Below are 16578 nucleotides of genomic sequence, written 5' to 3'. Positions count from 1 at the left end.
AGGGCTCCCAAACTCCTAGCCGCGCAGTAAGTTCGCATCGTCGACCGAGGCCGATCGCCGGGCCCGGAAGATCGTCATGATGATGGCCAGGCCGATCACCACCTCACAGGCGGCGACGACCATGGTGAAAAACGCCACCATCTGGCCGTCGAGCGCAGAGTGCAGCCGCGCGAAGGTGACGAACGCCAGGTTGGCGGCATTGAGCATCAGCTCGACACACATGAACATCACCAGGGCGTTGCGGCGCAACAGCACTCCGGTGGCGCCGATGGTGAACAGCATCGCCGACAGGTACAGGTAGTTCTCCGGATTCACTGGTCCTCCCCGTTGCCGGCTGGAGTTCCCGCGGACGGGTCGGCGGCGTGTTCGGCATTGCCGGTGGCGTCGACCCAGCGGTGGGTTAAGGTGTCCGACACCGACAGCGCCGAGAACGTCCCGTCGGGCAGGCGAGCGGCGACGTCCACGGCGTTGTGGCGCGCGTAGACACCGGGGGTGGGCAGTGGTGTGGGCCGCCGGCCGGATTGGAAGCGCTGGATAGACAGCTCCCGCTGGGTCATTCGGGGCTGCAGTCGCTCACGGTGGGTCAGCACCATCGCTGCGAGCACCGCAGTGATCAGCAACGCGCTGGTGAGCTCGAACGCCCACAGATAGCGGGTGAAGATCAGCGCCGCGAGGCCTTCGACGTTGTGCTGGCTCAGGTCCGCCGATCCGGTCGGGGTCGCTGCCGGTGTGCTGATACCGCGCAGGTGCATGGTCGCCCCACCGATCCCGGCGATCAGCAGCATCCCGAACCCGATGCCCGAAAGCGTCGCGGCGACCCGCTGGCCGCGCAGAGTCTCCGCCAATGACTCGGCCGAGTCGACACCGATCAGCATCATCACGAACAGGAACAGCATCATCACCGCGCCGGTGTAGACCACGATCTGCACCACGCCGAGGAACATCGCGTCCTGGACAAAGTAGAACACCGCCAGGATCAGCATCGTCATCGCCAGAAACAGTGCCGAGTACACCGCTTTGGCGGCGGTGACCACCCCGATGGCCCCGATGACGGCGACCACGCCGAGGATCCAGAACGTGACCGCCTCCCCGGTGGAGGTGCGCACGACGATGTCGGCGGCGAGCAGTTGGCCGCCCATCAGGCTTTGCCCTGCTTCACTCGGTCCAGCATGACGAACAGATCAGGGTCGGCGTCGAGTCCGTTCGGGCTGACCCTGCCCAAGTAGTAGTCCTTTTCGGTGGCGCCGGGCGGCATCGCGTGCGGCGGGGCCACCATGCCGGGTTCCAGCGGTGCCAGCAACTGCTCGCGCTCCCAGATCAGCTCGGCACGGTTGTCGGCGGCCATCTCGTATTCGTTGGTCATGGTCAGTGCGCGGGTGGGGCAGGCTTCGATGCACAGCCCGCAGCCGATGCAGCGCAGGTAGTTGATCTGGTAGACCCGGCCATAACGTTCGCCGGGGGAGAAACGCTCCTGGTCGGTGTTGTCGGCGGCCTCCACATAGATCGCGTCGGCCGGGCAGGCCCACGCGCACAGCTCGCAGCCGATGCATTTCTCCAGCCCGTCCGGGTGCCGGTTGAGGCGGTGCCGGCCGTGGTACCGCGGCGCCGTCGGCTTCTTGCGCTCCGGGTAGCCGTCGTTGATCGGCCGCTTGAACATCGTCTTCCACGTGACGCCGAACCCGGCCAGGGCGTCTCTGAGGCTAGCCATGGATGTCCTCCTTGGCCCGCGACGACGGGCGTTGCGGCAGCGGTGGGGTGGGGAATGATCCTTCCGGTGCGACGACGGGAGGCGCCGGCGCCGATTCGGAGCGACGGGTGTTCAACGCGCTGAAGCGCCGGTGCAGCGCCAGCAGCACCACGACCGTGGTCAGCGTGCTCAGGCCGGCCAGTGCCAGTTGCCAATTCTCGTAGCCGTCGTTGCGCAGACTGCGCATCCCGGCGGCGAGCAGCACCCAGGTCAGCGCCACGGGGATCAGGATCTTCCAGCCCAGCGCCATGAACTGGTCGTAGCGCAACCGGGGCAGGGTGCCGCGCAGCCAGATGTAGACGAAGATGAAACCCCACAGCTTCGCGGTGAACCACAACAGTGGCCACCAGCCGGTGTTGGCGGCCGGCCACATGTTGAACGGGAACGGTGCGTGCCAACCGCCGAGGAACAGCGTGACGGCGACCGCGGACACCGTGGTCATGTTGATGTATTCGGCCAGGAAGAACAGCGCGAACTTCAGCGACGAGTATTCGGTGTGAAAGCCTCCGACGAGTTCGCCCTCGGCCTCGGGCAGGTCGAACGGCGCCCGGTTGGTCTCGCCGACCATCGCGGTCAGGTACACCAGGAAGGCCGGCATCAACAGGAACGCGAACCACACCCGGTCCTGGGCCGCCACGATTCCCGAGGTGGACATCGTCCCGGCGTAGAGGAACACCGAGGCGAACGCCAGTCCCATCGCGACCTCGTAGGAGATCACCTGGGCGGTGGAGCGGATTCCACCGAGCAGGGGATAGACCGAACCCGACGACCAGCCGGCCAGGATGATTCCGTACACGCCGATCGAGGACATCGCCAGGACGAACAGCACCGCGATCGGAAGGTCTGCCAGCTGTAACGCGGTGCGGTGGCCGAAGATGCTGACCTCGGGACCCAGGGGAATCACCGCGAACGCCGTGATCGCCGGCACCGTCGAAATGACCGGGGCCAGAGCGTAGATCACCCGGTCGACGTTGAAGGGGGTGATGTCCTCCTTGAGTGCCAGCTTGATCGCATCGGCGAGGCTCTGCAGCCAGCCTTTGGGCCCCACCCGGTTCGGGCCGGGGCGCATCTGCATGCGGCCCACGACTTTGCGTTCGATGACGATTGCCAGGACAACCGTCAGAAGCAGAAACAAGAAGATGCCCAGCACCTTGACCAGCATCAACCACAAAGGATCGCTCATGGTGTGCGTCCAATCTGTACTGTCGCGCCGGGGCTGACCCCCAGGTCCCGGTGTACCGCCGAGCCGGCCGAGTTCATCGGCAGCCACACCACGTTGTCCGGCATGTCGGTGATCGCCAGCGGCAAGGTGATTCGGCCGCGCTCGGTACTGACCGTGATGGGATCCCCTGCTGCGGCACCGATGTCGGCGGCTGTCGTGGCCGACAGGCGCGCCACCGGTGTGCGGGCGGTGGCCGCCAGGTTGCGTTCACCGGCCTGCAACCGTCCTTCGTCGAGCAACATGCGCCAGCCGGCCAGCACCGCTTCACCGCTGCCGGGTTGCGGCGGCGGGCCCGCGGCCACGTCCGGCCCGGCGGGCCGGTCACCGGCCCAGCTACGCAGCGCCGCCAGCTCCTCGCGGGCCGCTTCCAGGGTGGACAGACCCAGCGGCACGCCCATTTCCTCGGCGATGACGTCGAGCACCCGCCGGTCCGGGAGGGCGCCGCTGTCTCCCAGGGCGACGCCGAACCGACGGTGCCGGCCCTCCCAGTTGACGTAGGTGCCGGCTTTCTCGGCCGCGACCGCGACCGGCAGCACCACGTCGGCGCGTTCGGTGACTTCGCTGTGCCGCTGCTCGAGGCTGACCAGGAAGCCCACCGCGTCCAGGGCCGCCAAAGCCGCTGCCGGGTCGGCCAAGTCGGCCGGTTCGACCCCGCCGACCAGCAGTGCCTGCAGGGTGCCGTCGCCGGCGGCCGCCAGGATGGCGTCGGTGGTGCGCCCGGCCTGCGACGGCAGGCCGTCGGGGCCGTCGAGGCCCCATGCCCGTGCGACCTCGGCTCGCGCGCCCGGGTCCTCCAGCGGACGCCCGCCGGGGAGCAGCCCGGCCAGCGCGCCGCTGTCCAGCGCGCCGCGCTCGCCGGCACGTCGGGGCACCCACGCCAGCTTGGCGCCGGTGGCCTCGGCCAGCCGGACCGCCGCCGAGAGGGCTCCCGGCGAACTCGCCAGACGTTCGCCGACCAGGATCACCGCGCCCGGCTGGCGCAGCGATTGCCCGATGTCGGCGGTGTGCAGGTCGTCCAGAGCGGCGGCCTCGCCGCCGGGAACGACGGGCAGCAGGGTGCCGGACATCTTGGCCAGGCCGCGATCGGCCAAGGGGGCGACGCTGATCACCTGGGTGGTGTTCTTGCGGGCCGCCTTGCGCAGCCGCAGGAAGACGATCGGCGACTCTTCCTCGGGTTCCAGCCCGGCCAGCAGGACCACCGGCGCGGCCGCCAGGTCGGCATAGCTGACCTCGATACCGCGGCCGGCCACCCGGGCGGCCAGGAACGCGGCCTCCTCGGCGGAGTGCGCCCGCGCCCGGAAGTCGATGTCATCGCTGTGCAGTGCCAGCCGGGCGAACTTGGCGTAGCTGTAGGCGTCTTCGGCCGACATCCGGCCGCCGACCAGCACCCCGGTGTGGCCGCGGGCCGCAGCCAGGCCCCGAGCGACAACCGCCGCCGCGTGCGGCCAGGAGGTGGGAACCAGGTTTCCGCTGTCGTCGCGGACCAGCGGTGTGGTGATGCGGTCGCTCTGGGTGGCGTAGGTGAAGGCCCAGCGGCCCTTGTCGCAGTTCCACTCCTCGTTGACGTCCGGGTCGTCGCCGGCCAGTCGCCGCATCACTTTGCCGCGCCGGTGGTCGGTGCGCTGAGCGCAGCCCGAGGCGCAGTGCTCGCAGACGCTCGGCGTGGAAACCAGGTCGAAGGGCCGGGCCCGGAATCGGTAGGAGGCGCCGGTGAGAGCGCCCACCGGGCAGATCTGGACGGTGTTGCCCGAGAAGTAGGAGTCGAACGGGGTGTCGCTGTAGATGCCGACCTGCTGCAGGGCGCCGCGGTCCATCATCTCGATGAGTTTGTCCCCGGCGATCTCGTTGGCGAACCGGGTGCAGCGTGCGCACAGGATGCAGCGATCCCGGTCCAGCAGCACCTGGGCGGAGATGTTGATCGGCTTGGGGTAGTGCCGCTTGGCCTCTTCGAAGCGAGTCTCGGAGCGCCCGTGTGCCATCGCCTGGTTCTGCAGCGGGCACTCTCCGCCCTTGTCGCAGGTCGGGCAGTCCAGCGGGTGGTTGATCAGCAGCAGCTCCATCACCAGGTGCTGGGCCCGGTCGGCTTCGGCGGAGGTGTGCTGGGTGCGTACCACCATGCCGTCGGCGGCGGCCACCGCGCACGACGGCTGCGGCTTGCGCTGGCCTTCCACCTCGACCATGCACTGCCGGCACCAGGCCACCGGGTCCAGCAGCGGGTGGTCGCAGAACCGCGGGACCTCGATGCCCAGCTGCTCGGCCGCGCGGATGATCAAGGTGCCCTTGGGGACGGTGATCTGTTGGTCGTCGATGGTGAGGGTGACCGTTTCCTGACCATCCGGCTGAGCGCTTTGAGTCACGCCACACCGCCGCGGATTCCACCTGCCACGTACATGCTCGCTTTCGGGTCGAACGGGCAGCCCCCGTCGAGGTGGGCGATGTATTCGTCACGGAAGTACTCGATCGACGACTTCACCGGCATCGCCGCGCCGTCGCCCAAGGCGCAGAAGGACTTCCCGAACAGGACGTCGGCGATGTCGAGCAGGGTGTCGAGGTCTTCGGGGGTGCCCCGGCCGGATTCCAGCCGCTCGTAGATGGGCACCAGCCAGTAGGTGCCCTCCCGGCAGGGTGTGCATTTCCCGCAGGATTCGTGCTTGTAGAACTCCGACCAGCGCGCGGCCGCACGGACCACGCAGGTGGTCTCGTCGAAGATCTGTAACGCCTTGGTGCCCAGCATGGATCCGGCCGAGGCCATGCCCTCGTAGTCCAGCGGGATGTCGAGATGCTCCTCGGTCAGGATCGGGGTCGACGACCCACCCGGCGTCCAGAACTTCAGCCGGTGCCCGTCGCGTATCCCGCCGGCGTAGCCGAGCAGTTCGCGCAGTGTGATGCCCAGCGGCGCTTCGTATTGGCCGGGCCGGTTGACGTGACCCGACAGCGAATACAGGGTGAACCCGCGGGACTTCTCGGTGCCCATGGAGCGGAACCATTCGGCTCCGTTGCGCAGGATGGCGGGAACGCTGGCAATCGATTCGACGTTGTTGACCACCGTCGGCGACGCATACAACCCGGCCACGGCGGGGAACGGCGGGCGCAGCCGGGGCTGGCCCCGGTAGCCCTCCAGCGACTCGATCAGCGCGGTCTCCTCACCGCAGATGTAGGCGCCCGCCCCGGCGTGCACGGTGATGTCCAGGTCGAAGCCGCTGCCGCCGATGTCGGTGCCCAGCAGCCCCGCCGCGTACGCCTCGGCCACCGCGGCCTGCAGCCGGCGGACCACCGGAACCACCTCGCCGCGCACGTAGATGAAGGCGTGGCGGGCCCGGATGGCGTAGCAGCACACGATCATGCCCTCGATGAGCACGTGCGGCGTGGCCATCAGCAGCGGCATGTCCTTGCAGGTGCCGGGTTCGGACTCGTCGGCGTTGACCAGCAGGTAGTGGGGGCGGGCCCCGGCGCCCTCGCTGCCCTGCGGGACGAAGGACCACTTGGTCCCGGTGGAGAACCCGGCGCCGCCCCGGCCGCGCAACCCCGAGTCCTTGACCAGGTCGATGACCTCGTCGGGGGTCATCGACAGCGCGCGCCGCATCCCGGTGTAGCCGTCGTGGCGGCGGTAGGTCTCCAGCGTCCACGATTCGGGGTCGTCCCAGTAGCTGCTGAGCACCGGTGTCAGCGGTGTGCCCTCGGCGCGTGTCATTTCTCGCCCCCACGGGTGTTTGCGTCTGGCTCCGGCGCTGTCATCCCGTGCTCACGGGCCACCTGCAGGCCGGCCAGCGTCGCCGCACCGGCGCCGCCCTGGCCGTCGTCGGGGCGCTCGTCGGGGAAACCGGCGAGAATTCGTTCGTTGGCGGCGAAACTGCACAGCGGCATCCCGCGGGTGGGCCGCACCTCGGCGTCGTCGCGCAGCTTGTCCACCAGCTCGCGGGCCGATTCCGGGGTCTGATTGTCGAAGAACTCCCAGTTCACCATCACCACGGGTGCGTAGTCGCACGCCGCGTTGCACTCGATGTGCTGCAAGGTGATGGCCCCGTCCTCAGTCGTCTGATCGTTGCCGACACCCAGATGACTCTTGAGCTCGTCGTAGATGGCGTCGCCGCCCATCACCGCGCACAGCGTGTTGGTACACACCCCGACCAGGTACTTGCCGGTGGGATCACGGCGGTACATCGAGTAGAACGACGCCACACCGGAGACGTCGGCACTGGTCAGCCCGAGCAGCTCGGCGACGAAAGCCAGCCCGGCCGGGGTGATGTAGGTGTCTTGCGCCTGCACCAGATGCAGCAGCGGCAGGATCGCCGAGCGGGGCTGCGGGTAGCGCCCGATGATCTCCTTGGCGTCGGCCTCCAGCCGGGCCCGAACATCGGGGGCGTAACTGGTCGGAGCGTCCGGGTAGTTGAACTGGTTGGGTTCTTCGGGCTGGCGGCCCAACTGCAGGAAGACCCGGTTGCCATCGGTTCCGGCGGTGGGCGGCATCAACCGGCCGCGCCCGGTCTTGTTGACGCCGGCCCGGTCGAACTCGCCGGCCGCCGCGCTCACCGGTCCACTCCGCCCATGACCGGGTCGATGCTGGCAACCGCGGCGATCACGTCGGCGATCAGCCCGCCCTCGCTCATGGCGGCCACGGCCTGCAGGTTGGTGAACGACGGGTCCCGGTAGTGCACCCGGTAGGGGCGGGTACCGCCGTCGCTGACCATGTGCACCCCCAGTTCGCCGCGGGGCGACTCGACGGAGACGAACACCTGTCCGGGCGGCACCCACAGGTCCTCGGTGACTCGCTTGAAGTGGTGGATAAGCCCTTCCATCGAGTGGCCCATGATCCAGCCGATGTGCTCGCGCGAGTTGCCGAGCCCGTCCTTGCCGAGTTTGAGGTCGGCCGGCCAGGCGATCTTGCGGTCGGAGACCATCACCGGCTCTCCGTGCAGCTTGGCCAACCGTTCTACACACTGTTCGACGATTTTCAGGGACTCCTTGATCTCGGCGATGCGGATCAGGTAGCGGCCGTAGGCGTCACAGCCGTCATCGGTGATCACATCGAATTCGTAGTCCTGGTAGCCGCAATACGGTTCGGCGCGCCGCACGTCATAGGGCAGGCCGGTCGAGCGCAGGACCGGGCCGGTGACGCCCAGCGCCATGCACCCGGTCAGGTCCAGATAGCCCACCCCTTTGGTGCGGGCCTTCCAGATGTAGTTCTCGGTCAGCAGATCTTCGATGTCCTTGAGCCGCTTGGGCATCAGTTTCAAGAAGTCGCGGATCTGCGGAATCGCGTCGTCGGGTAGATCGACCGACACCCCGCCGGGCCGGACGTACTGGTGGTTCATCCGCAGACCGGTGATGGCCTCGAAGATGTCGAGCACCAGCTCGCGTTCCCGGAAGCCGAACAGCATCACCGACAAGGCCCCCAGTTCCATGCCCCCGGTAGCGAGCGCCACCAGGTGCGAGGAGATCCGGTTGAGTTCCATCATCAGAACCCGGATGACGCTGGCACGCTCGGGGATGTCATCGGTGATGCCGAGCAGCTTCTCCAGGCCCAGGCAGTAGGCGGTTTCGTTGAAGAACGGCGAAAGGTAGTCCATCCGCGTCACGAATGTGACGCCCTGGGTCCAGTAGCGGCTCTCCAGATTCTTCTCGATGCCGGTGTGCAGGTAGCCGATGCCGCAACGGGCTTCGGTCACCGTCTCGCCCTCGAGTTCCAGGATCAGCCGCAGCACGCCGTGGGTGGAAGGGTGCTGGGGGCCCATGTTGACCACGATGCGCTCGCCGGGGTCAGCGGCCTTGGCGGCCTCGACAACCTGATCCCATTCCTGCCCACCGACATTCAAGACGGTGTGCGGTGTGTCGGTGCTCATTACTTGTAAGCCCTCCGCTGGTCCGGCGGCGGTATGTGCGCGCCCTTGTACTCGACGGGGATGCCGCCCAACGGGTAGTCCTTGCGCTGCGGGTGGCCGTGCCAGTCGTCGGGCATCTCGATTCGGGTCAGCGACGGATGGCCGTCGAAGATGATCCCGAAGAAGTCATAGGTCTCTCGTTCGTGCCAGTCCGTGGTCGGATAGATCGCGAACAATGACGGAATGTGCGGATCCGCATCGGGGGCAGTGACTTCCAGCCGGACTCGGCGGCTGTGAGTGATGGAACGCAGCGGATAGACCGCATGTAATTCGCGGTCGACGTCGCCGGGGTAGTGCACACCGGAGACTCCCAGGCTCAGCTCGAAGCGCAGTGCCGGATCGTCGCGCAGGAGTTGGGCCACCGCCGGGAGCTGCGCGCGACGGACGTAGAGGGTGAGCTCGCCGCGGTACACCACGACCTTCTCGACCGCGTCATCGAATTCAATCCCGTTGCGCTGCAAGCCCGCAGTCAGGGTGTCGACGAGCTCGTCGAAGTATCCGCCGTAGGGCCGCGGCGTCTCTGCGGGCAGGGCGACCTCGGCCACCAGTCGCCCGTATCCGGACGTGTCGCCGCTGCCCGGCGGGCCGAACAGGCCGCGACGCACCTTGATCACGTCTTCGGGGCTGCCGTTGGGTTCGGTCATCGCAGCAGCCCCTTCAGCTGCCAGGTGGAGGGGGCCGACAGGGCCGCCTCCTCGGTCGCGGTGATCACCTGCTCCCGGTTGGCGCCCAAGGGCATCGAGCGAATCTTCTCGTGTAGCTTGAGGATTGCATACATCAGCATCTCCGGCCTGGGCGGGCAGCCGGGCAGGTAGATGTCGACTGGGACGACATGGTCAACTCCTTGCACTATCGCGTAGTTGTTGAACATGCCGCCGGAGGAGGCGCACACCCCCATCGACAGCACCCACTTGGGCTCCACCATCTGGTCGTAGATCTGGCGCAGCACCGGCGCCATCTTCTGGCTGACCCGGCCCGCCACGATCATCAGGTCCGCCTGGCGCGGGGAGGCGCGGAACACCTCCATCCCGAACCGGGACAGGTCGTAGTCGGGCGCCATCGTCGACATCATCTCGATCGCGCAGCAGGCAAGCCCGAAGGTCGCCGGCCACAGTGAACCGGTACGGAAGTATCCGGCCAGGTCCTCCACGGTGGACAGCAGGAGTCCGCTGGGGAGCTGCTCTTCTAATCCCATGTATGCCGCCTACTCCAAATCAGTCCCAATTCAGGCCCCCGCGCCGCCAGACGTAGGCGTAGGCGACGAACACGATGGCGGCGAACAGCACCATTTCGACGAGGGCGAATATGCCCAGTCCGTCGAAGGCAACCGCCCAGGGGTAGAGAAAAACGATCTCGATGTCGAAGACGATGAACAGCATCGCGGTCAGGTAGTACTTCACCGGGAACCGCTGCCCGGGCGGGGCGTGCGGGCCGCTCACGGGCTGGTCGGTGGGCTCGATGCCGCATTCGTAGGCTTCCAGCTTCGACCGGTTGTAGCGCGAGGGGCCGATCAGGGCGGTGATGACCACTGAAAATACGGCGAAACCGGCGGCGAGCGCGGCAAGGACCAGGATCGGCAGGTACAGGTTCATGCTCAGTGACGTAGTTCCCTTCCGGGCGCCGATGTGACTTCAAGCACAGCCTAGCCCGCTGCCACGAGGCGGTTGGGGAAGAATACGAAATTGCCGCCAACTGTGACGGGCGTCACCTGTAGCGGTAACGGCGACAGGGGAATTCGCCCCTGAGCTGCCCTAATCCGGCGGCTCAGCGAGGCTCGACGCAGGAGAGCCGAAGCTGGGGCCGCCGTATCAGCCGGGCGGCTCAGCGAGGCTCGACGCAGGAGAGCCGAAGCTGGGCGCCCGCGTCAGCGGGGCGTCGGCGTGCGCAGCAGTCCCAGCACCGCATGGCTCAGCGCCATGGGGTCCACCGGGTGGGCCACCGCGGCGTCCGCGCGCGACCACTTGGCCAGCCAGACGTCGTCGGCGCGGCCGGTCAGCACCACGATCGGGGGGCACGGGGAGAGCTCGTCCTTGAGCTGTTTGCAGATGCCCATGCCGCCGGCCGGCGTGGCCTCGCCGTCGAGGATGGCCAGGTCGATTCCCCCGGCATCCATCTGCCGGATCACCACCGGCTCGGTCGCGACCTCGACATAGCTCAGTTCCGGCAGGTCGGGGTGCAGGTGCCTGCCCAACGCGGTGATCACCCGTTCACGAGTCGCGGCGTCGTCGCTGTAGACAAGGATTCGCAGCGCGGCATTGGAGTCGGACACGGTGCAGATGCTACTGCGCGGGTGCCTCGGCCACACCGGGTTTGGCGCAGCACCGTCGAAGCGACTGTCGCACAGTCACTCTTGGGAGCTACTGGGCGTATCCCGGATGGTCGATTGCCAGCCGATGCTCCACCAGGGTGTACAGGCAGGCTGTCAGCTCCGCCGGCCGGTCGTCGAGGTCGCCGGCCCGGATGGCCGCGGCCAGCTCGGCCTCGTCGGCGAAGCCCAGGCCCGCCAGTGCGTCGGTGACGGCACCGGCGGTGGTGTCGTTGAGCTCGCGCTCGACAATTCGCAGCGCGTTGGCCGCGACTCGGGCGTGGAATCTGACCTGGCCGTCGGTGCCGGCCTGGGCGTTGTTCACCAGCGCCGTGTCCAGGAACTCGGTGACCGCGGCGACCAGTTCGGCAGCGGTGGGCCGGCGGCCCCCGGCGCTCACGGCCGGACCCCGTCGAGCAGCCGCAACAGATCCCACTCGGTCTCTGAGACTCGCCGGCCGATGGTGGCCAGTTCCACCGAACGGGTCTGACCGCTCAGGTGACGATGCGCCTGGTAGCGGCAGATGATGCCCCATCGGAGTGTGCCCAACAGCAACCACCAGTCGAATCGGTCTTTATCCACTCGGGTATCGGTCGCCTGCTCGTAGGTGGCCAGCAGAGCGTCGATTCCGCCCAGCCCGCCGGCGGCGCGTTCCAGGGGCGCGCCGAAGCGCCAGGCCCGCAGGCAGAACCAGGCCAGGTCCTCGCACCCGTCGCCGACGTGTACCAGCTCCCAGTCCAGTACGCCTGCCAGGTCGCCGTCGCCGCTGACCATGAGGTTGCCCATCCGGAAGTCGCCGTGGACCAGCTGCGCCGGCACCGGCGGGGGACGGTGCGCGGCCAGCCGTCGAAATGCCCATTCGAAGGGTGCCGTGGTGTCGGGCATGCTGTCGAGCTGCGCCCGGCAGGCGGTGAGCTGATCTTCGGCGCTGAGCGCGATGCCGCCCGGGTCGGCCCGGTGGATAGCGGCCAGTGCCTGTGCGCACTGAGTCAGCAGCCGCTCACGGCCGGGGTCGTCGAGCTGGCGCTCGATTCGTCGAACGACCGTCTCGCCACTGATCAGGTCGCAGATCAGATACGGGTTCCCCACTGCCGCAGGAGAATTGTCGGCGATCAGCACGTTCGGCACCGGCGCACCGGCCTCGCCTGCGGCACGCTGCGCCTCCGCCTCGAGTTCCATGCTGGCGTGGATCTCATCGAGCGGACCGGTGCGCAGAATCAACGACCGGCGCTCGCCGGTCGCCGGTACGGCGTCGAAAGCCCAGGTGGCCCGGCTGGCGCCGCCGGTCAGGGCGCGCAGGCCCTCGACCGTGACGGGGCCCAAGACCGGCTCCAGCACCCCGGCCAGCCGGTCGGCCAGCTGCTCGACGCTCATCGCCGCCGGTCGAACCCGAACAGCCGCTGCGCAACGCGGCGAATCTGGATCTCCTCAGCGCCTTCGGTGATCCGGTAGCGGCGATGGTGCCGGTAGATGTGCTCGAACTGCTCGTGGCGGGAGTAGCCCAGGCCGCCGTAGATCTGCATTGCTCGGTCGGCGGCCTCGCACACCAGCCGGTTGGCCCGGTAGTTGGCCATCGACACCTTGTCCGAGACCTCCAGGTGGTGGTCGCGGTCCAGGTGCCAGGCCGCGTAGTTGACCAGCAGCCGCACCATCTGCGCCTCGGTCTGCAACTCGGCCAAGGGCCACTGCACCGCCTGGTTGACCGACAGCGGCTTGCCGAACACGATGCGTTTGCGGGCGTACTCGGCCGCGCGGTCGATGCAGTATTGCGCGGCGCCCAGACTCGAGGCGGCCTGCCGGATCCGGTTCTCGTGCAGGAATGTCTGGGCCACGTCGAGACCGCCGTCGACCTCGCCGAGCACCGCGCCGGCGGGAACGCGCACGTCGCGTAGCTCGACCTCGCCGTGATCGGAGGGCATGTTGAAGGTCCACCAGTAGAACGGGACGGTGAACCCCGGGGTGTCGGTGGGCACCAGGAAAGCGGTGATGCCGCGTGCCGATCCGGCCTCGCCGGAGGTTCGGGCGAAGACCAGGTCGTGAGTGGCACGATGCACACCGGTGTTGAAACGCTTGGCGCCGTTGATCACCCAGGTGTCACCGTCGAGCTCAGCGCGGGTCTCCAGCCAGGTGGCATCCGAACCGTGGTCCGGTTCGGTCAAGCCGAAGGCCATCGATCGCTCGCCGGTGATCAGGGCCTCGGAGAACTCCTTGCGCTGCTCGTCGGTGCCGAACCGCTCCATCATGATGACCTGGGGGAAGTTGCCCACGATCGACGACTCGTCCTGCAGGTCGTTGTGCAGGCCCAGGCCTTTGTGCGCCAAGTGCTCCCGGATCACCGCCATGTCCACGTTGGTGCCGTCGCGACCGCCCAGCGAGGACGGCAACGCGTAGCGCAGCCAGCCGGCGGCGTCGGCGCGCCGGCGCATCTCGTCGAGCAGCTCCTCCCACTCGCGCCGGGGGACTCCGCCGCGCTCCACATCGGTACGGGCGAACTCCCGGCGGTGGTCGAAATACTGCATGTGATCGGACTGCAGCGGCGCGATCTCGCGCTCGATGAACTCGTCCATCTCGGCGAGCAGTCCGGGAAGGTGTTCCGGCAGTGTGAAGTCCATTGCTTCTCCTTCAGATGGTCTTTTGGGCGGGCACAGTCAACGGCCGTACAGCGTCTTTCTCCAGATCGTCGACAGCGTTGCGATGGCGTCGCTGTCGCTGATCCGCCAGTCCGGACCCGAGGGTCCGACGAACACGACGGTGAAGTTCTCGAACAGCAGCGCGATGGCGGCCGCGATGTGGTCGGCGTCGAGGTCGAGAGCATAGCCCTGCTGCTGGGCGCGTCGCACCGATTCGGCCACTATGTCCCGGCCGAACCGCCGGAACTCGTTCTGCAGCGCGGCGAATCTCTCGCTGGTCCCCGCCAGTTGAGCGACGGCGATCATGACACCGATGTTCGGCTTGAACATCGACCAATAGGCATTGACCACCGACGAGAAGAACTCAGTGTCCTCCGGGGACTTCGGCAGCCGCATGTTCAGCCCCGAGGGCTCGACAACCTCGGTGAGGAAGGACTCCGCCAAAGCGGCGAGCAGATCTTCCTTGTCGTTGAAGTAGCGGTAGAGCACCGCCGTGGACTTTCCGGCCGATGACGTGATGTCGGCCAGCGTGGTCCCGTGAAAACCGCGCTCGGCAAACAACTCCCTGGCGGCTTGCTCGATCGCCCCGCGTGTCAGGCGTCCTTTTGAACTGAGCTCACGCTGGGTGGACATCGAGGCGCTCAGTCCCGCTTCCGGTCGCCGGCGGCCAGCAGGGCGCTGGGCAGCGTATGGCCGACGACCGAACTGGCCACGCCGGCTGCGGCAATGGCGGCGTCTAGGTCGATGCCGGTCTCGATACCGCAGTCACCCAGCAGGTAGACCAGATCCTCGGTGGAGATGTTGCCGGTGGCGCCGGGAGCGAAGGGACAGCCGCCCAGCCCGCCGGCGGAGGCGTCGAGCCGGGTGATTCCGGCCTGAATAGCGGCGTAGGCGCAGGCCAGCCCCGCGCCGCGGGTGTTGTGGAAGTGTGCTCCCAACGGGATGTCGCCGATGAGCGGCACCACCGCCGCGATCAGGTCGGTGACCCGGCGTGGCGTGGCGGTGCCGATGGTGTCGGCGATGGCCAGTCGGTCGACCCCCAGCGCGCTTGCCGTGGCGGCGATGTCGGTGACGCGCCCGGGCGCGGTCGGGCCGTCGAACGGGCAGTCCCACGCGGTGGCGATGATGACCTCGACCGAGGCGCCGGCGTCGTGGGCGATGCCGGCGATGTCGCTGATCGCTGCGACCGCCTGTGCGGTGGGCCGTCCGACGTTGGCGGTGCTGAAGGTATCCGAGGCGCAGACCACGTACTCGAGCGACTTCAGCCCGGCGGCCACCGCGCGGGCGGCGCCGCCGGGACTGGCGACCAGCGCGGAGAACTCCAACTCGGGGTAGCGCCAGAGTTCGGCGGCGAGCTCGGCGGCATCAGCCAGGGCGGGAACCTTGGTCGGGGAGACGAAAGAGGTCACCTCGACCTCGCGCACTCCGGTGGCGGCGATCGCGGCCAGCAGTTCGAGTTTGGCGCTCAGCGGGATCGGCGCCTCGATCTGCAAGCCGTCACGCAGTGCCACCTCGCGGATGCTGACCTGGCCGGGCAATGTGCTCACAGCACCCCCTCGGAGCGCAGGGCGTCCAACTCCGCCGTGGTTTTGCCGAGCAGACCGGTGTAGATCTCCTCGTTGTGCTGCCCGGGGCGTGCCGAACCGGCGTTGCGGATGGTGCCCGGGCTCTCCGTCAGCACCGGGATGACACCGGGCCCCAACACGGTGCGCTCGGCGCCTTCGTCCCAGTGCTCGGCGAGCATGCCGCGCGCCCGCAGCTGGGGGTCCTTGACCACCTCGGCCACGGTGTTGATCGGGCCGGAGATCACCCCCGCGTCGCTCAGCGTCGCGATGATGACGTCGGGCTGCCGCTGCGCGGCCCACGCGGCGATGATGGCGTCCAGCTCGTCCTGGTTGCGGCCCCGCGCGATGTGGTCGGCGAACCGCGGGTCGGTCGCCAGCTCGGGGGTGCCCATGGCCTGGCACAGTCTGGCGAACACGCTGTCCTGGTTGGCGGCGATCACCACCCAGCTGCCGTCGGCCGACTGGTAGATGTTCGACGGGGCGATGCCTTCGAGCCGGGTGCCCGACGGCCCGCGCACCACGCCGCCGATGTCGTAGTCGGGGATAGTGGATTCCTGAATGGCCAAACAGGATTCGGTCAAGGCGACGTCGACTACCTGGCCTTCGCCGGTGACGGTGCGCCGGTACAGGGCTGCCAGCGCACCTTGGGCGGCGAACATGCCCGCGAGGCTGTCGCCGAGTGAAAGCGCCAGCCGGGGCGGGGGCCCGCCGGGAAAGCCGTTCATGTGCCGCAAGCCGCTCGCGGCCTCGGCGACCGAGGCGTATCCGGCCTTGTGGGCGTCCGGGCCGGTCTGTCCGTAGCCGGAGACCCGCACCAAGATGATGCCCTTGTTGCGTTGGCGCAGGACGTCGAAGCCCAGCCCCCAGCGCTCCAACGTGCCGGGCCGGAAATTCTCTACCACGATGTCGGATGCGTCGATGAGTTCCAGGAACAGCTCGCGGCCCGCGTCGGTGCGCAGGTCCAGCGTGACGGCCTTCTTATTCCGGGCGTGCACGGTCCAGAAGAAGTGGTGTCCGTCGAGCTCGGCCTGTCCCCAGGTGCGCAGCGGGTCGGGTTTGCCGGGCAGTTCGATCTTGATGACCTCGGCGCCCATGTCGCCGAGCAGGCGTCCGGCAAAGGGCCCGGAGATCAGGGTGCCCAGTTCCAGCACCCGGATGCCGTCGAGCGCGCCGGTGGCGGGGCTATTGCCGCCGCTCCTCCCCATCACTGCGCTGCGCTCCGTTCTGCAT

18 protein-coding genes are annotated in these 16578 nt (G+C 68.1%); all 18 read right to left on the bottom strand.

Going from position 1 to position 16578, the window contains the following annotated elements; genetic code table 11:
* Positions 1-15: 15 nt before the first annotated feature.
* The 18 genes from nuoK to G6N14_RS11315 all read right to left on the bottom strand — a co-directional run bounded on the left by nuoK (position 16) and on the right by G6N14_RS11315 (position 16553).
* Positions 16-315 (bottom strand): NADH-quinone oxidoreductase subunit NuoK, encoded by a 300-nt coding sequence (gene nuoK / locus G6N14_RS11395; protein WP_046320487.1) that lies wholly within the window; start codon positions 313-315, stop codon positions 16-18.
* Positions 312-1139 (bottom strand): NADH-quinone oxidoreductase subunit J, encoded by an 828-nt coding sequence (locus tag G6N14_RS11390; RefSeq protein WP_085133915.1) that lies wholly within the window; start codon positions 1137-1139, stop codon positions 312-314. The genes nuoK and G6N14_RS11390 overlap by 4 nt, the downstream gene beginning before the upstream one ends.
* Positions 1139-1708 carry an NADH-quinone oxidoreductase subunit NuoI gene (gene nuoI / locus G6N14_RS11385; RefSeq protein ID WP_046320489.1) on the bottom strand — a complete coding sequence of 190 codons (570 nt, stop codon included), beginning with the start codon at positions 1706-1708 and terminating at the stop codon, positions 1139-1141. The genes G6N14_RS11390 and nuoI overlap by 1 nt, the downstream gene beginning before the upstream one ends.
* Positions 1701-2930, bottom strand: coding sequence for an NADH-quinone oxidoreductase subunit NuoH (gene nuoH, locus G6N14_RS11380; protein WP_085133914.1), 1230 nt, complete (start codon positions 2928-2930; stop codon positions 1701-1703). The genes nuoI and nuoH overlap by 8 nt, the downstream gene beginning before the upstream one ends.
* Complete coding sequence (locus G6N14_RS11375) at positions 2927-5326, bottom strand: NADH-quinone oxidoreductase subunit G (RefSeq protein WP_085133913.1); 2400 nt, start codon at positions 5324-5326, stop codon at positions 2927-2929. The genes nuoH and G6N14_RS11375 overlap by 4 nt, the downstream gene beginning before the upstream one ends.
* Positions 5323-6660, bottom strand: coding sequence for an NADH-quinone oxidoreductase subunit NuoF (nuoF, locus tag G6N14_RS11370; RefSeq protein ID WP_085133912.1), 1338 nt, complete (start codon positions 6658-6660; stop codon positions 5323-5325). Before nuoF ends, G6N14_RS11375 begins: the two co-directional genes overlap by 4 nt.
* Positions 6657-7436, bottom strand: a complete 780-nt coding sequence (gene nuoE, locus G6N14_RS11365) for an NADH-quinone oxidoreductase subunit NuoE (protein WP_085133978.1) — start codon at positions 7434-7436, stop codon at positions 6657-6659. The genes nuoF and nuoE overlap by 4 nt, the downstream gene beginning before the upstream one ends.
* 59 nt (positions 7437-7495) lie before the next feature.
* Positions 7496-8809: an NADH-quinone oxidoreductase subunit D gene (locus G6N14_RS11360; protein ID WP_085133911.1), complete on the bottom strand. Its 1314-nt coding sequence runs from the start codon at positions 8807-8809 to the stop codon at positions 7496-7498.
* Positions 8809-9492 (bottom strand): NADH-quinone oxidoreductase subunit C, encoded by a 684-nt coding sequence (locus G6N14_RS11355; RefSeq protein WP_085133910.1) that lies wholly within the window; start codon positions 9490-9492, stop codon positions 8809-8811. Before G6N14_RS11355 ends, G6N14_RS11360 begins: the two co-directional genes overlap by 1 nt.
* Complete coding sequence (locus G6N14_RS11350; RefSeq protein WP_046322135.1) at positions 9489-10043, bottom strand: NuoB/complex I 20 kDa subunit family protein; 555 nt, start codon at positions 10041-10043, stop codon at positions 9489-9491. Before G6N14_RS11350 ends, G6N14_RS11355 begins: the two co-directional genes overlap by 4 nt.
* Before the next feature lie 19 nt (positions 10044-10062).
* Positions 10063-10440 (bottom strand): NADH-quinone oxidoreductase subunit A, encoded by a 378-nt coding sequence (locus G6N14_RS11345; protein ID WP_085133909.1) that lies wholly within the window; start codon positions 10438-10440, stop codon positions 10063-10065.
* 272 nt (positions 10441-10712) lie between these two features.
* Positions 10713-11117: an Rv3143 family two-component system response regulator gene (locus G6N14_RS11340; RefSeq protein ID WP_085133977.1), complete on the bottom strand. Its 405-nt coding sequence runs from the start codon at positions 11115-11117 to the stop codon at positions 10713-10715.
* A gap of 88 nt (positions 11118-11205) precedes the next feature.
* A complete protein-coding gene (locus G6N14_RS20655) occupies positions 11206-11553 on the bottom strand; it encodes a DUF6285 domain-containing protein (RefSeq protein WP_179960831.1) in 348 nt (115 codons plus the stop codon).
* Entirely contained in the window at positions 11550-12527 is a 978-nt protein-coding gene (locus tag G6N14_RS20880) for a phosphotransferase family protein (RefSeq protein ID WP_179960830.1), read from the bottom strand. Before G6N14_RS20880 ends, G6N14_RS20655 begins: the two co-directional genes overlap by 4 nt.
* Positions 12524-13765, bottom strand: a complete 1242-nt coding sequence (locus G6N14_RS11330; protein ID WP_085133908.1) for an acyl-CoA dehydrogenase family protein — start codon at positions 13763-13765, stop codon at positions 12524-12526. Before G6N14_RS11330 ends, G6N14_RS20880 begins: the two co-directional genes overlap by 4 nt.
* A gap of 36 nt (positions 13766-13801) precedes the next feature.
* Positions 13802-14416, bottom strand: coding sequence for a TetR/AcrR family transcriptional regulator (locus G6N14_RS11325; RefSeq protein WP_085133907.1), 615 nt, complete (start codon positions 14414-14416; stop codon positions 13802-13804).
* 8 nt (positions 14417-14424) lie between these two features.
* Positions 14425-15330 (bottom strand): hydroxymethylglutaryl-CoA lyase, encoded by a 906-nt coding sequence (locus G6N14_RS11320; protein ID WP_085133906.1) that lies wholly within the window; start codon positions 15328-15330, stop codon positions 14425-14427.
* The gene (locus G6N14_RS11315; protein ID WP_085133905.1) at positions 15327-16553 is read right to left on the bottom strand and encodes a CaiB/BaiF CoA transferase family protein; all 1227 of its coding nucleotides are present in this window, start codon (positions 16551-16553) and stop codon (positions 15327-15329) included. The genes G6N14_RS11320 and G6N14_RS11315 overlap by 4 nt, the downstream gene beginning before the upstream one ends.
* Positions 16554-16578: the final 25 nt, after the last annotated feature.

Source organism: Mycolicibacter hiberniae (assembly GCF_010729485.1).
Lineage (GTDB): Bacteria > Actinomycetota > Actinomycetes > Mycobacteriales > Mycobacteriaceae > Mycobacterium > Mycobacterium hiberniae.
Note: the sequence above shows the minus strand (reverse complement) of the source record. Positions and strands in the feature narration are given on the sequence as shown.